Source organism: Streptomyces sp. NPDC034103 (assembly GCF_055575395.1).
Window position 1 is genome coordinate 352,275 of the sequence record NZ_JBVISS010000007.1, and the last position, 19,216, is coordinate 371,490.

General features: G+C 73.2%; 15 protein-coding genes. 2 read left to right on the forward strand and 13 right to left on the reverse strand.

Going from position 1 to position 19,216, the window contains the following annotated elements:
* Positions 1 to 381: 381 nt before the first annotated feature.
* Positions 382 to 1,074 carry a metal-dependent transcriptional regulator gene (locus tag ACZ56U_RS17940; protein WP_391234190.1) on the reverse strand — a complete coding sequence of 231 codons (693 nt, stop codon included), beginning with the start codon at positions 1,072 to 1,074 and terminating at the stop codon, positions 382 to 384.
* Positions 1,075 to 1,323: 249 nt separating this feature from the next.
* Here ACZ56U_RS17940 and ACZ56U_RS17945 point away from each other — a divergent pair, with 249 nt between their 5' ends.
* Entirely contained in the window at positions 1,324 to 2,079 is a 756-nt protein-coding gene (locus ACZ56U_RS17945) for an SIS domain-containing protein (protein ID WP_469084947.1), read from the forward strand.
* A gap of 65 nt (positions 2,080 to 2,144) precedes the next feature.
* Here ACZ56U_RS17945 and ACZ56U_RS17950 read toward each other — a convergent pair whose 3' ends face one another.
* From ACZ56U_RS17950 to ACZ56U_RS17960, 3 genes are all read right to left on the reverse strand, one after another.
* Positions 2,145 to 3,527: a PAS domain-containing protein gene (locus ACZ56U_RS17950; RefSeq protein ID WP_469084948.1), complete on the reverse strand. Its 1,383-nt coding sequence runs from the start codon at positions 3,525 to 3,527 to the stop codon at positions 2,145 to 2,147.
* Positions 3,528 to 3,659: 132 nt separating this feature from the next.
* Positions 3,660 to 4,064 (reverse strand): GNAT family N-acetyltransferase, encoded by a 405-nt coding sequence (locus ACZ56U_RS17955; protein ID WP_469085064.1) that lies wholly within the window; start codon positions 4,062 to 4,064, stop codon positions 3,660 to 3,662.
* A 485-nt stretch (positions 4,065 to 4,549) separates the two neighbouring features.
* On the reverse strand, positions 4,550 to 5,662 hold the full coding sequence (locus ACZ56U_RS17960) for a citrate synthase 2 (RefSeq protein WP_469084949.1): 1,113 nt from the start codon (positions 5,660 to 5,662) through the stop codon (positions 4,550 to 4,552).
* Between the two features lie 326 nt (positions 5,663 to 5,988).
* On the opposite strand from ACZ56U_RS17960, the gene pdxH reads away from it, so the two are divergent.
* Positions 5,989 to 6,618 (forward strand): pyridoxamine 5'-phosphate oxidase, encoded by a 630-nt coding sequence (gene pdxH, locus ACZ56U_RS17965; RefSeq protein WP_469085065.1) that lies wholly within the window; start codon positions 5,989 to 5,991, stop codon positions 6,616 to 6,618.
* 37 nt (positions 6,619 to 6,655) lie between these two features.
* On the opposite strand, the gene ACZ56U_RS17970 is transcribed toward pdxH, so the two are convergent.
* The 9 genes from ACZ56U_RS17970 to ACZ56U_RS18010 all read right to left on the reverse strand — a co-directional run bounded on the left by ACZ56U_RS17970 (position 6,656) and on the right by ACZ56U_RS18010 (position 19,141).
* Positions 6,656 to 7,270, reverse strand: coding sequence for a TetR/AcrR family transcriptional regulator (locus ACZ56U_RS17970; protein WP_469084950.1), 615 nt, complete (start codon positions 7,268 to 7,270; stop codon positions 6,656 to 6,658).
* The gene (locus ACZ56U_RS17975; RefSeq protein ID WP_469084951.1) at positions 7,258 to 7,992 is read right to left on the reverse strand and encodes an enoyl-CoA hydratase family protein; all 735 of its coding nucleotides are present in this window, start codon (positions 7,990 to 7,992) and stop codon (positions 7,258 to 7,260) included. The genes ACZ56U_RS17970 and ACZ56U_RS17975 overlap by 13 nt, the downstream gene beginning before the upstream one ends.
* Complete coding sequence (locus ACZ56U_RS17980) at positions 7,989 to 9,557, reverse strand: 4-coumarate--CoA ligase family protein (protein ID WP_469084952.1); 1,569 nt, start codon at positions 9,555 to 9,557, stop codon at positions 7,989 to 7,991. The genes ACZ56U_RS17975 and ACZ56U_RS17980 overlap by 4 nt, the downstream gene beginning before the upstream one ends.
* Before the next feature lie 24 nt (positions 9,558 to 9,581).
* On the reverse strand, positions 9,582 to 10,718 hold the full coding sequence (locus ACZ56U_RS17985; RefSeq protein WP_469084953.1) for an acyl-CoA dehydrogenase family protein: 1,137 nt from the start codon (positions 10,716 to 10,718) through the stop codon (positions 9,582 to 9,584).
* Between the two features lie 9 nt (positions 10,719 to 10,727).
* A complete protein-coding gene (locus tag ACZ56U_RS17990) occupies positions 10,728 to 12,569 on the reverse strand; it encodes an acetyl/propionyl/methylcrotonyl-CoA carboxylase subunit alpha (RefSeq protein WP_469084954.1) in 1,842 nt (613 codons plus the stop codon).
* 14 nt (positions 12,570 to 12,583) lie between these two features.
* A complete protein-coding gene (locus tag ACZ56U_RS17995; RefSeq protein WP_469084955.1) occupies positions 12,584 to 14,182 on the reverse strand; it encodes an acyl-CoA carboxylase subunit beta in 1,599 nt (532 codons plus the stop codon).
* Positions 14,179 to 15,849: an acyclic terpene utilization AtuA family protein gene (locus ACZ56U_RS18000; protein ID WP_469084956.1), complete on the reverse strand. Its 1,671-nt coding sequence runs from the start codon at positions 15,847 to 15,849 to the stop codon at positions 14,179 to 14,181. Before ACZ56U_RS18000 ends, ACZ56U_RS17995 begins: the two co-directional genes overlap by 4 nt.
* The gene (locus ACZ56U_RS18005; RefSeq protein ID WP_469084957.1) at positions 15,846 to 16,640 is read right to left on the reverse strand and encodes a TIGR03084 family metal-binding protein; all 795 of its coding nucleotides are present in this window, start codon (positions 16,638 to 16,640) and stop codon (positions 15,846 to 15,848) included. Before ACZ56U_RS18005 ends, ACZ56U_RS18000 begins: the two co-directional genes overlap by 4 nt.
* 68 nt (positions 16,641 to 16,708) lie before the next feature.
* Positions 16,709 to 19,141 carry a hypothetical protein gene (locus tag ACZ56U_RS18010; protein WP_469084958.1) on the reverse strand — a complete coding sequence of 811 codons (2,433 nt, stop codon included), beginning with the start codon at positions 19,139 to 19,141 and terminating at the stop codon, positions 16,709 to 16,711.
* Positions 19,142 to 19,216 lie beyond the last annotated feature (75 nt).

The following is a 19,216-nucleotide window of genomic DNA, read 5'->3' on the forward strand; positions in this document are numbered from 1 at the left end:
AAAATACGGCTTCTGCCGACAACACCCCTCGTTTGAGTGACCCTGCTCAAGGAATGATCGCCGCCGCCAAGGGGAGACCTTCAGCGGGAGGCGGACCGCTCGGGGACATCGGTCCGAGGGGATTGACCCTGGGAGCTCGGGGCTCCGGGTCAGCACAGGGGAGGACAGGCCCCGGCGCCACACGGCGCCGGGGCTTCCCCTATGTCTGCGGCACATCCTCCCGCCCCCTCAGGTCATATGCCTCACGCGACAGCCTCGCACGCGGGACCCCGGAGCGCTGCGATTCGGCGCATTGAATCCTGGATTCGACGAGATCGACGGAGAGCCACAACTGCCCCTGCCGTCGCGGAAGTTGAAGAGCCGACAGGAGAGGCGCGACGGTCAGCGCTTGGCGACGAACACGTGGGAGGCGACGTCCGACGCCAGCTCGGCCGCCTCACCCCCGCTGCCCACCAGCACCCCGCCGGCCGACTCCGTCACGCTCACCACCGAACCGGGCTGCACGCCCGCCCGACGCAGCGTGTACATCAGCTGCGCGTCGGTCTGGATCGGCTCCCCGATCCGGCGGACGACGACCGTCTTGCCCTCCAGACCCGGGTCCAGGTCGGCCAGCGACACCATGCCCTCGTCGAGGAACGGATCGGCGCCGTCCTTCTCGCCGAGCTCCTCCAGACCGGGGATGGGGTTGCCGTACGGCGACTCGGTGGGGTGCCGGAGCAGTTCGAGCACCCGCCGCTCCACGGCCTCGCTCATCACGTGCTCCCAGCGACACGCCTCCGCGTGCACCTGCTCCCACTCCAGGCCGATGACGTCGACGAGCAGGCACTCGGCGAGCCGGTGCTTGCGCATCACGCGCGTCGCCAGCCGGCGCCCCTCGTCGGTCAGCTCCAGATGCCGGTCGCTCGCCACGGACACCAGCCCGTCGCGCTCCATCCGCGCCACCGTCTGGCTGACGGTCGGCCCGCTCTGGTCGAGCCGCTCGGCGATCCGGGCGCGCATGGGGACCACACCTTCCTCCTCCAGCTCGAGGATGGTGCGGAGATACATCTCCGTGGTGTCGATCAGTCCGGACATACGTGCCCCTCGATGAGATCTACCGGAAGCGCGGCGACTTCACGGCGCGTGCGCTGGCCCTGGCCTCAATTCTGACGCATACCACTGACAACCGTGCCGCGCCGGTGAAACGAGCCGGTTTCGGCCCCCTTCCCGCCCCTCCGCGGGCCGTCACCACGACTCCGGAGCGGCTTCCGTACGGCCGTATTGACACCGGAGTGGTCCAGACCGCACGGTGATCCGCGACACAGCCGACCCGAAGGGGCCCGTATGAGCGACGGCACTCCCGCCGACCGGTTCTTCGACGCCGCGATCGGCCTGCTGCGGCGGGTCCGCGACGAGGAGGCCGAGCGTATCGGCGCGGCCGCGAGCCTCCTCGCCGACACCGTCGCCGCCGGGGGCCGGCTGTTCGCCTTCGGCGCCGGGCACTCCTCGCTCGCCGCGCAGGACGTCGTCTACCGGGCCGGCGGCCTCGCGCTGATGAACCTGCTCACCGTCCCCGGTGTCGTCGGCGTCGACGTCATGCCCGCCACGCTCGGCTCCGCCCTGGAGCGCGTCGACGGCCTCGCCAGCGCCGTCCTCGACTCCTCCCCGCTCCGCGCCGGCGACACCCTGGTGATCATCTCCCTGTCCGGCCGCAACGCGCTGCCCGTGGAGATGGCGATGACCGCACGCGCGCGTGGCGTGCGGGTCATCGGCGTGACCTCGGTCGCCTACGCCACCGAGACCACCCCCCGGCACTCCTCCGGCACCTACCTCAAGGACCACTGCGACGTCGTCCTCGACTCCAAGATCGCCATCGGCGACGCGGAGCTCACCCTCGACACGGTCCCGGCCCCCTTCGCCCCCGCGTCCACGGTCGTCACCTCGGCCCTCCTCCAGGCCGTCGTGGCCACGGCGGCGGCCGACCTCGCCGGGCGCGGCATCGAGCCGCCCATGCTGCGGTCGGGGAACGTGGACGGGGGCCTGGAGTGGAACGCGCGCGTGTTCGAGGAATACGGGGACCGGATCTACTACCGGCACTGAGGCACGGGACGGGGGCGGGCCGGGGCGGGTCCGGGTGTCGGCCGGACCGCGCGTCCGCGCTCGCCTCACTCCCGTAGCGCCCCCGCCAGATCCAGCGCCGCGGCGATCCGCACCGCCACGTCCTCCGCGTACACCGCGTCGGAACGCTCGAACGGGCTGCGCCCGGCGCCACGCAGGAACGTCACGACGCCCAGCGTGCGCCCCCGGCTGCGCAGGACCGCGCACAAGGCGTGCACCGCGTCCGCCGGCCACTGCCGGTCCAGGGCCCACTGCCGGGCCTTCTCCGCCGGCACCGCCCCCACACTCGCCCGCACCGAGCCCGCCCGCTCCACGCACTGGAACGCCGGATGCCCCTCGGCGTAGCGCACCGGCAGTCCCGCCTGTCCCGTCGACAGACTCGGACCCGGCGCCCCGGAGGGCGTCGTGGCGACCCGGACCAGCCGTACGGGACCGTCCTGCTCGGCCGCCGGGTCACCCGCGACCCGGTCGATCACGGCGTGGTCGGCGAAACCGGCGAGAGCGAAGTCCAGGTGGATCGTCGCCGCCTCGGCCGGGCTCTCGCACTCGGCGGCCGCGCGGGCGGCGCGGTGCAGCTGATTGGTGCGGAAGCGCAGCAGGGCCGCCTCCTGCTCGGCCTGCTTGGCCTGGGTGACGTCGTTGAACAGCCAGCCGACCCCGAGCGGCACCGGCTCCTCCGCGAGCGGCGAGGCCAGCCGTACGAAGCCGCAGCGCCAGCAACGCCGCCGCTCGCCCTCCGGTGTGCGCACGCTCACCCAGATCTCGGCGGGCGCGGGCGGCGCGCCCTCGGCCAGCACATGGGTGAGCGCGCTCTCCAGCTCCTCCACGCCCTGCGCGAGCAGCTCCCCGAGCGGCCTGCCCAGGGCGGCCGTACGGCCGATGCCCAGGACACGCGCGGCGTGCGCGTTGACGACGGCGGGCCTGAGGTCCGCGTCCATGAGGACGACGCCCCAGCTGGCGTCCTCGAACAGCGCCTCGCTCAGCGCGATGGACCGCTCCAGGTCGATCTGCGTGTGCACCTCGCTGAAGGCGCAGTACACCCCGGCCGGCTTGCCGTCGGGTCCGCGCACGGCGGCCGACTGCGTGCGCACCAGGACCCGGCCGCCGTCCTTGGTGACCAGGGCGAACTCGTGCACCTGCCGCCCGGGGGCCCGCATGGCGGACATCAGCCGCCCCTCGACGTCCTGGGCGTCCGCGCTGCGCACCGCCCAGCCCGCGAAGCCCTGCCGCCCCACCGCCTCGGCGGCGGTCCAGCCGAGGATCCGCTCGGCCTCACGGTTCCAGTGGGTGACCACGCCGTCCGCGTCGAAGGCGCACAGCGCCGCGTCCATCCCGTCGAGCAGGGCGGCGAGCAGATCCGCGCCGTCGGGCTGTTCGGGCTCGTCCGGCCCCAGCTCGTCGGTGGTCCCACTACGCCGGGATGCACTCACCTGGACCCCCTGCGGCTGCGTCCGTCCTTACGGCACGTCGGTTCGCTCACTTGCAATCATCTAACTGGAACGTGACGCAGCACACACCGGGTTCCCGCAAGTTGGGGGAATCGTTGTACGCCGCGTCGGCTTCTAGGGCACCGGGTCCAGCCGGAGGTCCACCCACAGGTCGCTCTCGCCGGGCAGCGTATAGCGCTCGACCTCGGTGAACCCCCGCTGTCCCGCGAAGCGCAGACCGTCCTCGTTGACGGCCAGCACACAGGTCTCGATCGCCGTGGCACCGAGCACGCGCGCGTGGGCGAGCCCGTTCTCGTACAGGGCCGTCCCGAAGCCCTGCCGCCGGTGCTCGGGCAGCACGCGCGCGATGACCGTCGCCGCGCCGTCCCGCGGGGGCCGCACGGTCGAACAGCCGACGAGCACCTCGCCGACGTACGCGTTCTCCAGCCGATACCGCGTACCGCGCTCCCGCACCGAGTCGAGGTCCAGCTCCTGGGCCGGGATGATCACGTTGTGGACATGCCGCCACTGCTCCAGCATGGCGTCGCCCACGACGGGCTCGATCCGGAGACCAGGCGCTCGAGAGCCGGACGTTCGAAAATCAGACACGAGATCCACCTCCCCGCCACGCGGACACCTCAATCTCGATCTTCGTACGAGGATCCGCGAACCCGCACGTCATCATCGCCGTCGCCGGGACCGCCGTGCGGGGCCGCGGCTCGCTCTGGCCGTCTTTCCGAAAAAGCGGTTGATGGAGCGCCGGCGGGTTCTTAGGCTGCTGCTACTTCAGAAGGGAGGTGGTTCGGCAGATGTATTCCTACCGGACGGAAGAGGTGGCTGCGGGCTAGCGGCCCGTCACCACATTTCAGTGCGGTGCCGGACCCGTACGCGAAACAAGCGTGCAGCCGGCCCAATCCCAAGCAGTCACCCGACCCGCGAGCTCGCCGGTGCGTCCGGCCGGCTTCCCCGCTGTGAGGCGGAGGGACCCGAGCTCGCGGGTCGTCTGCGTGTGACGGGGGTCCCGGTTAGTGGGCGATGTTCTCGTAGCCCTCGATCTCCTGCGGGCCGCGGGAGCCCGGGCCGACGTAGCGGGCCGAGGGGCGGACCAGGCGGCCGGTGCGCTTCTGCTCCAGGATGTGCGCCGACCAGCCCGCGGTGCGGGCGCAGGTGAACATCGAGGTGAACATGTGCGCCGGGACCTCGGCGAAGTCGAGGACGATCGCGGCCCAGAACTCGACGTTGGTGGCCAGGACGCGGTCCGGGCGGCGGGCGTGGAGTTCCGCGAGGGCCGCCTTCTCCAGGGCCTCGGCGACCTCGAAGCGGGGGGCGCCCAGCTCGCGGGCGGTGCGGCGCAGGACGCGCGCCCGGGGGTCCTCGGCGCGGTAGACGCGGTGGCCGAAGCCCATCAGGCGTTCGCCCTTGTCGAGGGCCTGCTTGACGTACGCCTCGGCGTCGCCGGTGCGTTCGATCTCCTCGATCATGTGCAGGACGCGGGAGGGGGCGCCGCCGTGGAGGGGGCCGGACATGGCTCCCACGGCGCCGGAGAGGGCCGCCGCGACGTCCGCGCCGGTGGAGGCGATGACCCGCGCCGTGAAGGTGGAGGCGTTCATGCCGTGCTCGGCGGCCGAGGTCCAGTACGCGTCGACCGCGGCGACGTGCTTGGGGTCGGGCTCGCCGCGCCAGCGGATCATGAAGCGCTCGACGACGGACTGGGCCTTGTCGATCTCGCTCTGCGGGACCATGGGCCGGCCCTGGCCGCGGGCGGACTGGGCGACGTAGGACAGGGCCATGACGGCGGCTCGGGCGAGGTCGTCGCGGGCCTGGGCCTCGTCGATGTCCAGCAGCGGCTTGAGGCCCCAGACCGGGGCCAGCATGGCGAGCGCGGACTGGACGTCGACGCGGATGTCGCCGGAGTGGACCGGGATCGGGAAGGGCTCGGCGGGCGGCAGGCCGGGGCGGAAGGCGCCGTCGACGAGCAGGCCCCAGACGTTGCCGAACGAGACGTGACCGACGAGGTCCTCGATGTCGACGCCCCGGTACCTCAGGGCGCCGCCCTCCTTGTCCGGTTCGGCGATCTCCGTCTCGAACGCGACGACTCCTTCGAGGCCGGGTACGAAGCCAGGGTCGAGGTCGGACATCAGGCGGCTCCTCGTGATGTGTGCGACAGGTCTTGTCGGGGTGGCATGGGGCGACCGGCGGAGGGCTCGGCTCCGGCTGGTCGGTCGGCCCGGTGATGCCCCGTACGGGGCCCGGTGATGCCCCGTCGGCGGGTGGTCACCCCACCGCTGCGACATCTGCACCATATCCCCGAGTGCCACCTTTGGGGAGTGCTTGCGGCACTGAGTGCCATCCCGGTGGTGTGGGCCCGAGCGGCCCTCCAGCGGATCCCGTACGGCAAGATGACGGCGTGACCGACGCAGACACCGTCTCGGGCGAGCCCGCGTCCTTCCCGGACCCGGCCGCCATGCGCAAGCAGTACCGGGCCGACGGCCTGGCCGAGAGCGAGCTGGCCGCGACGCCGGTGGCGCAGTTCGCGCGCTGGTTCCGGCAGGCGGCGACCGAGGCCCGTCTCTTCGAGCCGAACGCCATGGTGGTCTCGACCGCGGACGCGGAGGGGCGGCCCGCCTCGCGCACCGTGCTGCTCAAGCACTTCGACGAGCAGGGGTTCGTCTTCTACACCAACTACGACTCCCGCAAGGCGCACGACCTCGCCGAGAACCCGTACGTCGCGCTGCTCTTCCCGTGGCACCCGATGGCCCGGCAGGTCATCGTGACGGGTGTCGCGCGCCGGACCGGGCGGGACGAGACCGCCGCGTACTTCCGTACCCGGCCGCACGGTTCGCAGCTGGGGGCGTGGGCCAGCGCGCAGTCCTCGGTGATCGCCACGCGGGCCGAGCTGGAGGCCTCGTACGCCGAGCTGGAGGCCCGCTATCCGGAGGGCGAGCAGGTGCCGGTGCCGCCGCACTGGGGTGGCTTCAGGGTGGCTCCGCGGTCGGTGGAGTTCTGGCAGGGCCGGGAGAACCGGCTGCACGACCGGTTGCGGTACGTGGCGGAGCCGGACGGCAGCTGGCGGGTGGAGCGGCTGAGCCCCTGAGTGCCGGGCGGCCCCTGAACGCGCCGGCCGGGCGGGCTCAGTCCAAGGCGTCGTCCAGGAGCGCGGCCCACTGGGCGACGACGCGTTCCCGGCGCCCGGCGTCGTCGGTCAGGAGGTTGGCGAGGCCGAGGCCGCGGGCCATGTCGAGCAGGCCCTGGACGGTCTCCCGTACGCCCGGGGTGGACTCGTCGGCGCCGAGGAGGTCCACGGCGATGCGGTGGGTCTCGCGGCCGACGCGGGCCTCGAGCTCGGTGACCCGCGGGCGCAGCCGTTCCTCGTTGGAGGCGGCGACCCACAGGTGCAGGGCGGCGCGGAAGAGGGGGCCGGTGTACAGGTCGACCAGGGCCGCCACCACGGTCCGCCGGTCGGCCGTGGTGTCCTCGGGGAAGAGGGCGCGCAGGGCCGTGGAGCGTTCCTCCGCGACGTACTCCACGGCGGCCGTGAACAGGTCCTCGCGGGTGGGGAAGTGGTGCTGGGCGGCGCCCCGGGAGACGCCGGCGCGTTCGGCAACGACCGAGACGGTGGAGCCGGCCCAGCCGTGTTCGGCGAGGCAGGCCACGGCGGCTTCCAGGAGGCGCTGCCGGGTGGCGCGGCTGCGGTCCTGCTTAGGGGTACGTTCCACTCGGTCGCCGACCGTGCTCACAGCGCCCATGGGGGGTCCCGTCGTTCTAGGAAGGCCGTCATGCCCTCGCGTGCCTGCGCGGAGGCGAACAGGCGGGCCGAGAGCGCGGTGAGGTCGGCCGCGTCCCGGTCGAAGGCTTCCAGCACCCTAGCGGTGAGCAGCCGCTTGGTCTCCGCGAGGGCGTCGGGGGCGGCCTTGCGCAGGCCTTCCAGGATGGGGGCGAGGATGTCGTCCACGTCGTCGCCGGTGGCGGTGAGCAGGCCGGTGCGGGCGGCCTCGGCGGCGTCGAAGCGTTCGCCGGTGAGGTAGTGGCGGGCGAGGGCGCGGGGGTCGGCGCGGGGCAGCAGGGTCAGGGAGATCAGCGCGGGGGCGACCCCGATGCGGACCTCGGTGAAGGCGAAGGTCGCCCCGGTGGACGCCGCCGCGATGTCGCAGGCGGCGAGCAGGCCGAGGCCGCCCGCGCGGACGTGGCCGGTGACACGGGCCACGACCGGCTTGGGCAGCTCGACGATCTGCCGCAGGAGCCGCACCAGGGCCTCCGGGTCCGGTGGGTCCTGGAGGTCGGCGCCGGCGCTGAAGGTGTTGCCGGTGTGGGTGAGGACGACGGCGCGTACGTCGCCGTCCTTGCCGGTGTCGGTCAGCGCGGCGGCGAGTTCGCCGACCAGGGCCGCCGACAGGGCGTTGCGGCGGTGCGGGGAGTCGAGGGTGAGGGTCTCGACGCCGCGCGCGCGGGTGCGGCCGATCAGGGTCATGTGCGCTCCCTGAGCTGTCGGCGCAGGATCTTCCCGGAGGCGGCGCGCGGCACGCCGTCGATGAAGGTGACGCGGCGGACGCGTTTGTAGGGGGCGACGCGTTCGGCGACGTAGGTCATGACCTCGTTCTCGGAGAGGTCGGTGGCGGTGGGCTGTCGGACCACGTGCGCGTGCGGGATCTCGTTGCCGTCGTCGTCGTGGGCGCCGATGACGGCGGCGTCGGCGATGCCCGGGTGGGTCAGCAGGAGTGCCTCCAGTTCGGCCGGGGCGACCTGGAAGCCCTTGTACTTGATGAGTTCCTTGACGCGGTCGACGACGAACAGCCAGCCGTCCTCGTCGACGTGGCCGACGTCCCCGGTGTGCAGCCAGCCGTCGGTGTCGATCATCGCGGCGGTGGCGTCGGGGCGGCCGAGGTAGCCCTTCATGACCTGGGGGCCGCGGATGAGGATCTCGCCGTCCTCGCCGATGCCGACGTCGGTGCCGGGGTCGTCGAGGGAGACGATGCGCATCTCGGTGCCGGCGACGAGGCGGCCGACGGTGCCGGGGGGTGCCTCGCGCATGGCGGCCAGGGGGACGACGTGGGTGCCGGGCGAGAGTTCCGTCATGCCGTACGCCTGGCCGACGGGCGGCAGGTTCAGGCGCCGTGAGCAGGCGTCGGCGAGCGCCGCGTCCAGGGGGGCGGCGGCGCTGATGACGTACTGGAGTGTCGTGAGGTCGTAGTCGGCGACGAGGGGGTGCTTGGCGAGGGCGAGGACGATCGGCGGGGCGACGTACAGGCCGGTGATGCGGTGGTTCTGGATGGCGGCGAGGAAGGTCTGAAGGTCGAAGCGGGGCAGGACGACGACCGTGGCGCCCCGGCGCAGGGGGGCGTTCATGAGGGCGGTCAGGCCGTAGATGTGGAAGAACGGCAGGACGGCGAGGATGCGGTCGCCGGGGCCGCCGGAGACGGCCGGTTCCAGCTGGGCGAGGTTGGTGGCCATCTGGCGGTGGGTGAGCATGACGCCCTTGGGGACGCCGGTCGTGCCGGAGGAGTAGGGCAGGGCCGCCACATCCTCGGCCGGGTCGATGTCGACCACCGGTTCGGGGGCCGTGGAGCCGAGCATGTCGAGGAGCGAGCGGTGGCCGGGGGCGGTGTCGCAGACGAGGATCTCCCGGACGCAGCCCGCGAGTTCGGCCGCCCGGCGGGCCGTGTCCAGCAGGGGGGAGACGGTGACGATCCAGCGGGCCGCCGAGTCCTTCAGCTGCTTGGCGAACTCCTCAGTCGTGGCCAGGGGGTGCACGGTGGTGACGGAGGCGCCCGCGCGTGTGGCGGCGTAGAACGCCGTGGGGAAGGCGATGGTGTTGGGGCTGTGCAGGGCGAGCACGTCCCCCTTGGTCACGCCCGCCTCGGCGAGTCCGGCGGCCACCCGCCGGTGGAACGTGTCCAGTTGGCCGTAGGTGAGGGTGGTGCCGTCCGTGCCGTCGATCAGTGCGGGTATCTCGCCGAACTCGGCGGCCCGGCCCAGTACGGCGTCGTGGATGGGGAGTTCGACGGGTGGGACGTCTGCGTACGCGCTGCGGAACACGGTTCCTCCAAGGCGGTCGACGACCTAGTACGACTTGGGCAGACCCAGGGTCTGGTGGGAGATGTAGTTGAGGATCATCTCCCTGCTCACCGGGGCGATTCGGGCCACGCGCGCGGCGGTGATCAGCGAGGCGAGCCCGAACTCGCGGGTGAGGCCGTTGCCGCCGAGGGTGTGCACGGCCTGGTCGACGGCCTTCACGCACGCCTCCCCGGCCGCGTACTTCGCCATGTTGGCGGCCTCGCCCGCGCCCGCGTCGTCGCCGGCGTCGTACAGGTGGGCCGCCTTCTGCATCATCAGTCGGGCCAGTTCGAGGTCGATGTGGGCCTGCGCCAGGGGGTGGGCGATGGCCTGGTGGGCGCCGATGGGGGCGTTCCAGACCGTGCGGTCGCGCGCGTACTCGATGGCCTTCGCGAGGGCGTACCGGCCCATGCCGATCGCGAAGGCGGCTGTCATGATCCGTTCGGGGTTGAGGCCGGCGAAGAGCTGGAGCAGTCCGGCGTCCTCGTCGCCGACGAGCGCGTCGGCGGGGAGGCGTACGTCGTCGAGGGTGAGCTCGAACTGCTTCTCCGCGGCGTTCAGTTCCATGTCGATCTGGCGGCGGGTGAAGCCGGGCGCGTCCCGCGGGACGATGAAGAGGCAGGGCTTGAGGCGGCCGGTGCGGGAGTCCTCGGTGCGGCCGACGACGAGGGTGGCGTCGGCTATGTCCACGCCGCTGATGAAGACCTTGCGGCCGGTGAGGAGCCAGTCCCCGGTGTCGGGGTCGCGGCGGGCCGTGGTGGTGATGCGGTGGGAGTTGGAGCCGGCGTCGGGTTCGGTGATGCCGAAGGCCATGGTGCGGGTGCCGTCGGCGAGGGCGGGGAGCCACTGCTGCTTCTGGGCGTCCGTGCCGAAGCGGGCGATGACCGTGCCGCAGATGGCCGGGGAGACGACCATCATGAGCAGGGGGCAGCCGGCGGCTCCCAACTCCTCCAGCACGAGGGAGAGTTCGGATATGCCGCCGCCTCCGCCACCGTATGCCTCCGGCAGGTTGACGCCGAGGTAGCCGAGCTTGGCCGCCTCGGACCAGAGTTGTTCCCGGTCGTAGGTGCGGCCGTGGCGTCTGCCCAGGGCGGCAACCGCTTCCCGGAGGGCTTTGTGCTCGTCGGTCTCGATCGTGGGCATGGGGCTCCTTCAGGTCGATCGGACTACCGCCAGCAGAGAGCCGACCGTCACCTGCTGGCCGACGACTGCGTTCAGTTCGCTGAGCGTTCCGGTGTGGGGGGCCGTGATCCTGTGTTCCATCTTCATCGCCTCCAGCCACAGGAGGGGCTGGCCGGCCTCCACGGCGGTCCCCTCCGCCAGCCCGTCGGCGACCCTGACGACCGTTCCCGGCATGGGGGCCAGGAGGGAACCCGGGGCGAGCTGGGCCGTCGGGTCCGGGAAGCGGGGCAGGGCCCGCAGCGCCGTGGCCCCGACGTACAGCCGGTCGTCGTACCTCGCCACCTCGAACGTCCGGCGCACTCCCTCCACTTCGAGGACGACCCGGCTCGCGTCCGCGTGCAGAACCCGCACCCCGTCCGCCTCCAGGCCGTCCCTGGTGTGCCGGTAGCGGACCTCGTGCTCCTCCCCCGCCATCGCGTACCGCTTCGCCTGCGGGGCCGAGTGCAGGTTGCGCCAGCCGCCGAAGCGGGACCGGCCGGCCGCGTCCGTGAGGGCCGCCGCCAGGGGGGCGTAAGGGTCCCCGGTTCCGCCGACGAGTTCCGTGAGGTGGCGGTCGTAGAAGCCGGTGTCCATGCGGGCCGACGTGAACTCCTTGTGGCGCAGGGAGTTCACCAGCAGGTCCCTGTTCGTGGTGGGGCCGTGGATCGTGGCCCTTTCCAGGGCGCCCGCGAGTTTGCGGACCGCTTCGGCGCGCGTGGGGGCGTGCGCGACGACCTTGGCGAGCATCGGGTCGTAGTGGACGCCGATCGCGTCGCCGTCCGCGTAGCCCGTGTCCAGGCGGACGTTCTCCGGGACGCTCAGGCGGTGCAGGGTGCCCGTCTGGGGGGTCCAGTCGGTCGCCGGGTCCTCGGCGTAGAGGCGGGCCTCGATCGCGTGGCCGCGCGCGGGGGGCGGTTCGGGTGCGAGGGCGTGGCCCTCGGCGACACGGATCTGCTCGGCCACCAGGTCGACGCCGAACACCGCCTCCGTGACCGGGTGCTCGACCTGGAGGCGGGTGTTCATCTCCAGGAAGTGTGCGGTGTTCCCGGCGACGAGGAACTCGACGGTGCCCGCGCCGACATAGGCGACAGCGCGCGCGGCGCGTACGGCCAGCGCGTGCAGTTCCGTCACGAGTCCCTCGGGGAGCCCGGGTGCCGGCGCCTCCTCGATCACCTTCTGGTGGCGGCGCTGGAGGGAGCAGTCGCGGGTGCCCAGCGCCCACACCGTGCCGTGCGCGTCGGCGAGCACCTGCACCTCGACATGGCGCCCGTCCTCCACGTACGGCTCGACGAACACCTCGCCGTCCCCGAAGGCGCTCGCGGCCTCGGCGCGGGCGCTGTCCAGGGCGGCCGTCAGGTCCTCCATGCGGCGCACGATCCGCATGCCGCGGCCGCCGCCGCCCGCGGCCGCCTTCACCAGCACCGGCAGGTCGGCCGGGCTCACGTCCCCGAGGGGCGCCAGCCCCATCAGTTGCTTGGCGCGTGTCTTGGACGCCATGGCCTCGATCGCGGACGGCGGCGGGCCGATCCAGACCAGGCCCGCGTCCAGGACGGCCCGGGCGAGGCCGGCGTTCTCGGAGAGGAAGCCGTACCCGGGGTGCACGGCGTCGGCGCCGGAGGCGAGCGCCGCCTCCACGATCAGGTCGGCGCGCAGGTAGGTGTCGGCGGGCGCGGCGCCCGGGAGTCGTACCGCCGCGTCCGCGACGCGGGTGTGGAGGGCGTGCGCGTCCGGGTCCGAGTGCACCGCGACCGTCCGGATGCCCAGCTCATGGCAGGTGCGGAAGATCCGGCAGGCGATCTCGCCCCGGTTGGCGACGAGCACAGAAGTGATCACTGAAGGGTTCCCTCTCACATCCGGAAGACGCCGAAGCCGCCGCGTGCGCCCTCGTAGGGGGCGGTGTGGATCGCGGACAGGCACAGTCCCAGTACCGTCCGGGTGTCGCGGGGGTCGATGACGCCGTCGTCGTAGAGCCGCCCGGACAGGAACATCGGCAGCGACTCGGACTCGATCTGCTGCTCGACCAGGGCGCGCAGGGCGGCGTCGCCCTCGTCGTCGTAGGGCTGTCCCTTGGCCGCCGCCGACTGGCGGGCCACGATCGAGAGCACGCCCGCGAGCTGCTGGGGGCCCATCACGGCCGACTTGGCGCTGGGCCAGGCGAAGAGGAAGCGGGGGTCGTAGGCCCGCCCGCACATGCCGTAGTGGCCCGCCCCGTAGGAGGCGCCCATCAGCACGGACAGGTGCGGGACGCGGGAGTTGGAGACCGCGTTGATCATCATGGCGCCGTGCTTGATGATGCCGCCCTGCTCGTACTCCCTGCCGACCATGTAGCCGGTGGTGTTGTGCAGGAAGAGCAGGGGGATGTCGCGCTGGTTGGCGAGCTGGATGAACTGGGCCGCCTTCTGGGACTCCTCGGAGAACAGGACCCCCTGGGCGTTGGCCAACACCCCGACCGGATAGCCGTGGAGCGCCGCCCACCCCGTCACCAGGCTCGTCCCGTACAGCGGCTTGAACTCGTCGAAGTCGGAGGCGTCGACGATCCGGGCGATGACCTCGCGGGGGTCGAAGGGTGTCTTCAGATCGCCGGGGACGATTCCCAGCAGCTCTTCCGCGTCGTATGCGGGCGGTTCGGCCGGGCCCGGATCGCCGTACGCCTTGCGGTGGTTGAGGCGGGCGACCACCCGCCGGGCCTGGCGCAGCGCGTCCCGCTCGTCCACGGCGAAGTAGTCGGCGAGCCCGGACACGCGCGCGTGCATCTCGGCGCCGCCGAGGGACTCGTCGTCGCTCTCCTCGCCGGTGGCCATCTTCACCAGCGGCGGCCCGCCGAGGAAGACCTTCGCGCGCTCCTTGACCATGATCACGTGGTCGGACAGGCCGGGGACGTACGCGCCGCCGGCGGTGGAGTTGCCGAAGACGACGGCGACGGTGGGGATCCCGGCGGCGGAGAGCCGGGTGAGGTCGCGGAAGATGGCCCCGCCGGGGATGAAGATCTCCTTCTGGGAGGGCAGGTCGGCGCCTCCCGACTCCACCAGGCTGATGCAGGGCAGCCGGTTGGCGAGCGCGATGTCGTTGGCGCGCAGGGCCTTCTTCAGCGACCAGGGGTTGCTGGCGCCGCCGCGCACGGTGGGGTCGTTGGCGGTGATCAGGCACTCCACGCCCTCGATGACGCCGATGCCGGTGACGAGCGAGGCGCCGACGGTGTAGTCGCTGCCCCAGGCGGCGAGCGGGGACAGTTCCAGGAAGGGGGTGTCGGGGTCGAGGAGCAGCTCGACGCGTTCGCGGGCGAGCAGCTTGCCGCGCCCCCGGTGCCGCTGGAGGTATTTCTCGCCGCCGCCCGCGAGGGCCTTGGCGTGCTCGGCGTCCAGCTCGGCGAGCTTGGCGAGCATGGCCTCGCGGTGGGCGCGGTGGTCGGGGCCGGTGGTGTCCAGCGTCGACGGCAGGACGGTCACAGCAGGGCCTCCGGTATGTCGAGGTGGCGGGAGCGCAGCCATTCGCCGAGCGCCTTGGCCTGCGGGTCGAAACGGTGCTGGGCTGCGACACCGGCGCCGAGGAGGCCCTCGACCACGAAGTTGAGGGCCCGCAGGTGCGGCAGGAGGTGCCGGGTGACCTTCAACTCGGCGGTCTCCGGGAGCAGTTCGCAAAAGCGGTCGACGGTGAGGGTGTGCGCGAGCCACCGCCAGGCCTCGTCGGTGCGGGCCCACACGCCGACGTTGGCGTTCCCGCCCTTGTCGCCGCTGCGGGCGCCGACGACGAGCCCGAGCGGGGCCCGGCGGGTGGGCCCCGGCGCGAGCGGCGCGGGCAGGGGCGGCTCGGGCACGTCGTCGAGGACGAGGGTGTCCTGGGCCGGTGGCACGGGCAGCCGCCGCCCGTCGTGGAGGACGGCCACCTGGGTCACGGCGTCCTGGGGGACGTACGCCTCCTCGAAGACCCCGTAGGGCGCGCCCTTCCCGGGGGGCGCGAGGACGTGGAAGCCGGGGTAGCTCGCGAGCGCCAGCTCGATGGCCGCCCCGCTCAGCGCCCGCCCCACGGCCTCTGGGGCGGGGTCCCGTACGACGAGCCGCAGCAGCGCGCTCGCGGTCTCCTCGGTGTCGGCGTCGGGCCGGTCGGTGCGCACGAGGTCCCAGCGGACGTCGGCGACCTTGCCGAGGTGGGGGTCCATCTGCGCCCGCACCAGGGCCGCCTTGGCCTCGATGTCGAGCCCGGTCAGGACGAAGACGACCTCGTTGCGGAACCCGCCGAGCCGGTTGCGGCCGACCTTTAGGGTCGGGGGCGGGGCCTCGCCCCGGACGCCCTCGATCCGGACGCGGTCGGGGCCGTCCTGGGTGAGGCGGACGGTGTCGAGGCGGGCGGTGACATCGGGCCCGGCGTAGCGGGCGCCGCCGGTCTCGTACAGCAGCTGCGCGGTCACCGTGCCGACGTCGACGAAGCCGCCGGTGCCGGGGTGCTTGGTGATGACCGCCGTGCCGTCCTCGTGGATCTCGGCGAGGGGGAAGCCGGGTCTGCGGACGTCCCCTTCCCGGAAGAAGGCGTAGTTCCCGCCGGTCGCCTGTGTGCCGCACTCCAGCACGTGCCCGGCGACGACGGCCCCGGCCAGCCGGTCGTGCTCCCCGGGCCCCCAGCCGAAGTGGGCGGCGGCGGGCCCGGTGACCAGGGCCGCGTCGGTCACGCGTCCGGTGACCACGATGTCGGCGCCCTGGCGCAGACAGGCGGCGATGCCGAAGCCGCCGAGGTAGGCGTGGGCGGCGAGGGCGCCGGGGTGGTCCGCGGTCAGGTCGTCGCCCTCGACGTGGGCGACCCGGACGGGGATGCCGAGACGGTCGGCCACCTCCCGCACCCGGCCCGCGAGTCCGGCGGGGTTGAGGCCCCCGGCGTTGGCGACGATCCGTACGCCCCGCTCGTGCGCGAGGCCCACGCACTCCTCCAGCTGCCGCAGGAAGGTGCGGGCGTATCCGGCGCCGAGGTCCTTCATGCGGTCGCGGCCGAGGATGAGCATGGTCAGTTCGGCGAGGTAGTCGCCGGTGAGGACGTCGAGCTCGCCGCCGGTGAGCATCTCGTGCAGGGCGTCGAACCGGTCGCCGTAGAAGCCGGAGGCGTTGCCGACCCGCAGGACCGTCACGCCGGGCCCTCCTTCGGTTTCCGCCCGTCCCCCGGCGGTCCCGCGAAGGCCTGGGCGATGTCCAGCCAGCGGTCGGCGCCCGGGCCGTCGGCGCGCAGGGCGAGGTCGGCGCGGTGGGCGCGCTGGGTGACCAGGAGGCAGAAGTCGAGGGCGGTGCCGGTGACCCGCTCCCCGGCGTCCTCGGGACCGTAGGACCACAACTCGCCGGACGGGGCGCGCAGTTCGATCCGGAACTCGCCGGGCGGCGGGGTCAGCCCGTGCACCCCGAAGGCGAAGTCGCGGGTGCGGACACCGAGGCGGACGATGTGCCGGAGCCGGTCGGTGGGGGCGCGGGACACGCCCAGTGCCTCGGCGGCGTCCTGGCCGTGGGCCCAGGTCTCCATGAGCCGGGCCGTGGCCATGGAGGCGGTGGCCATGGGCGGGCCGTACCAGGGGAAGCGGGCGCCGGGCCGCGCCTCGCGCAGCGCCCGGTCGAGCGCGGCACGGCCCTCCCGCCACCGCGCCAGCAGCTCGCCGGGCGGCAGCCCGGCCCCCTCCTCCGCGCCGTCGTCGACGAAGGACCCCGGGGTGGCGAGGGCCTTGTCGACCAGCGCCCGGAACGCGTCCTCGTCGGTCACGGCCAGCAGGGCGGAGTGGTCCGTCCAGGCGAGGTGGGCGATCTGGTGGGCGATGCTCCACCGGGGTGCGGGGGTCGCCAGGCGCCAGCGCTCGGGGCTCAGCCCGGCGACCAGCCGGTCGAGCTCCTCGCTCTCGGCCCGCAGATCGTCGAGCACGGGTGTCGGGTCTGCCATGGGGCGAGAATGGCAGCCGACCAAAAAACAAGCAAGCATGCTTGCATTGATTTCTTCCCGAGGTGGGCTCAGTCGGCGTCGCTCAGCACACCCGGACCAGGCCCGCCGTCCGGCGCGCGGGCGGGCGGGACGGCCGGGGCCGGCGCGGCAGGGGGTTCAGCGAGACGGTCGAGGAGATGCCTGCGCAGCGGGCGGAGCCAGGGCGCGCGGCGGTAGTTGTTGTGCCGCTCCAACGGCCAGAAGACGGGCTGGGCCGGTGTCCGGCGGGGGCTCGCGGCCGCCGGGTCGGCTGTCGGGTTCACCCCGTCCTTCCACGCCACGTCCTCGAACCGGCCGCTCGTGGCCAGGTCCCCCATGACGGGTCCCGCCAGCACGTCGGTGGTGCGGTGGACGTTGGTCCAGGCGCGCAGGGTCGCCAGGGAGCGGATCGAGGCGTCGGGCGCGTAGCCCGGGTAGTGCCGCTGGAACACCACCCCGACCGGGCTGCCCGTGGTGAGCAGGGCGATGCGCGGGCGCAGGTCGGGCCGGACCTGCCACAGCGCCGCGACGGCGATGACGGACCCCATCGAGTGCGCCTGGATCAGCATGCGCCGCTCGTTCCCGTCCAGCAGGTGCTCGATGCGGTGCACCAGTTCGGGGACGGTCCGCACCGCCCAGGCCGCCGGGGTGAACGGATGTGCCGCGCGCGGCCAGAACGCGCCGAACGCCCAGGCCAGCCCGGCGTTCCGGCGCATCTCGGGCCGCAGCACGATGGCCCGTACGGCGAAGGCGGCCACCGCGACGAGGCCGACCAGGATGACGGCCCCGAGGGTCGTCAGCTGCTTCAGCCCGTCGGCCGTCACGTCCCGTACCCCCGCCAGCCAGGAGCCGTCGCCGACCCAGTAGGCCCCGTACATGGCGCAGGTGAGGAGGACGACCAGCACCGCGAGGGTGGCCAGACCGCGGTCGTACCAGATCAGGGCGCGGGTCTTGGTGTACTCCGCGAGGCGCAGCAGCGCCTCCTGGCTCTGGTTGTCCGCGGTGTCGTCGGCATCCGCGCCGGGATCGGGCGCGGGCGGAGGGTCCTGCGGCCGCCACGGCCGGCGTACGGCGACGAAGGCGGCGGCGACCGCGCCCACCGCCGCGGCGATCAGCACCACCAGCGGGAAGGCCGCCGCGACCACCTGGACGGCCCTCGGGATGCGGGCCGCGTACGCGTCGCCGTCGGGGGTGAGCCAGCCCTGGGCCCACAGGGAGAACGCGGCCGTGTACAGCCAGCCGGTGAAGCAGGCCAGCACGCCCACCACCGGCCCCAGCAGTCCGAACAGGGTGGTCCTCGCCGCCGTGCCGGACTCCCCCGCGAGCATGGCGAGACAGGCGGCGACCATGAGCGCGAGCCCGACGCCCTGGGCGATGACCACGTAGTTGGCCTCGGCTCCCATGCCGGGCAACATGACGGAGCGCTCACGGGCGGCGGCCCAGTCCCGGCCGGGCACCGCGCAGCACACCATGGCGGCGACCGTCACCAGCAGGCAGGCGCTGACGGCGGCCCGCGCGTGCCGCAGGGGCCACAGGCGCCGGCGCCGGGGCCGGCCCGCGGTCTCCTCGCGCTGGACGTAGCCGGCCCGGAAGTACGGGCCGTCGATCACCACGAGGGCGGCCATGACCAGGGTCAGCACGAACACGGTCAGGGCGAGGGCGGCGTCGCCCTCGCGCAGGTCGTACTGGAGCGGCGGGACGATCAGGAGCATGGCCACGGTGAGCAGCCCCGCACACAGGTGCCGGGTGGCCAGGCCCCGCGCGCGGGTGTTGTGCTCCCAGAAGCCGCGGACCTCCAGGGGCCGGCGGGTGTGTCCGTCGGAGCGCCGCCGGTCCCGCTCCTCGTCCCGCTCGTAGCTCTCGCGGGAGGCGGTCCTGAGGACCGGGCGGTACTCGCGTTTGGCGTCCCGGGCACTGAACGCCATCAGGGTCCCGACGATCAGGGGCGCGAGGGCGGCCAGCGCCAGACCCGTGCCGGTGTCCGGCCTGCGGGCCGCGGCCACCGCGAAGTTGTCCGGGACGCAGTCGGCGACGGCGGCTCCGCACTGCCAGACGACCTGGTCCATGGCCGTCTGTCCGAAGACGCCGACGAGCATCACGGTCAGGGAGAGTCCGAGCAGCCGCGCCCCGAAGCTGTACAGCGAGCCCTGCCAGGAGCGGTCGGGTAACCGTGGCTGCATCCACGTCACCAGGTTGATCACGAGGAACGGCAGCAGGAAGAGCCAGACCGCCCGGCCGGCACCTCCGATCAGCAGCCGGGGCCAGTCGTACACCTCCCGCAGCACCGGCGGCCCGTCCGGGTCCGGCTCGGCGGCCCGGTACCAGCCCGCGCTGTCGTCGCCGCTCACCAGCCGTACGTCGGACGGCCGCAGCGCCTCCTCGCGGTCCACCACGCCGGTCCCGGGGATGACCAGTTCCACCAGTTCGGTCGGCGAGGGCCGGGGAGGCGCGCCGGTCTGCCCGTGCGGTACTCCGTTGTCCATGAGAGCTCAGGGTGAGGCCGGTCAGGACCGCTGACAATGCGCATAACGTACGAGAAGCCGGCCGCCCGGGGGCGT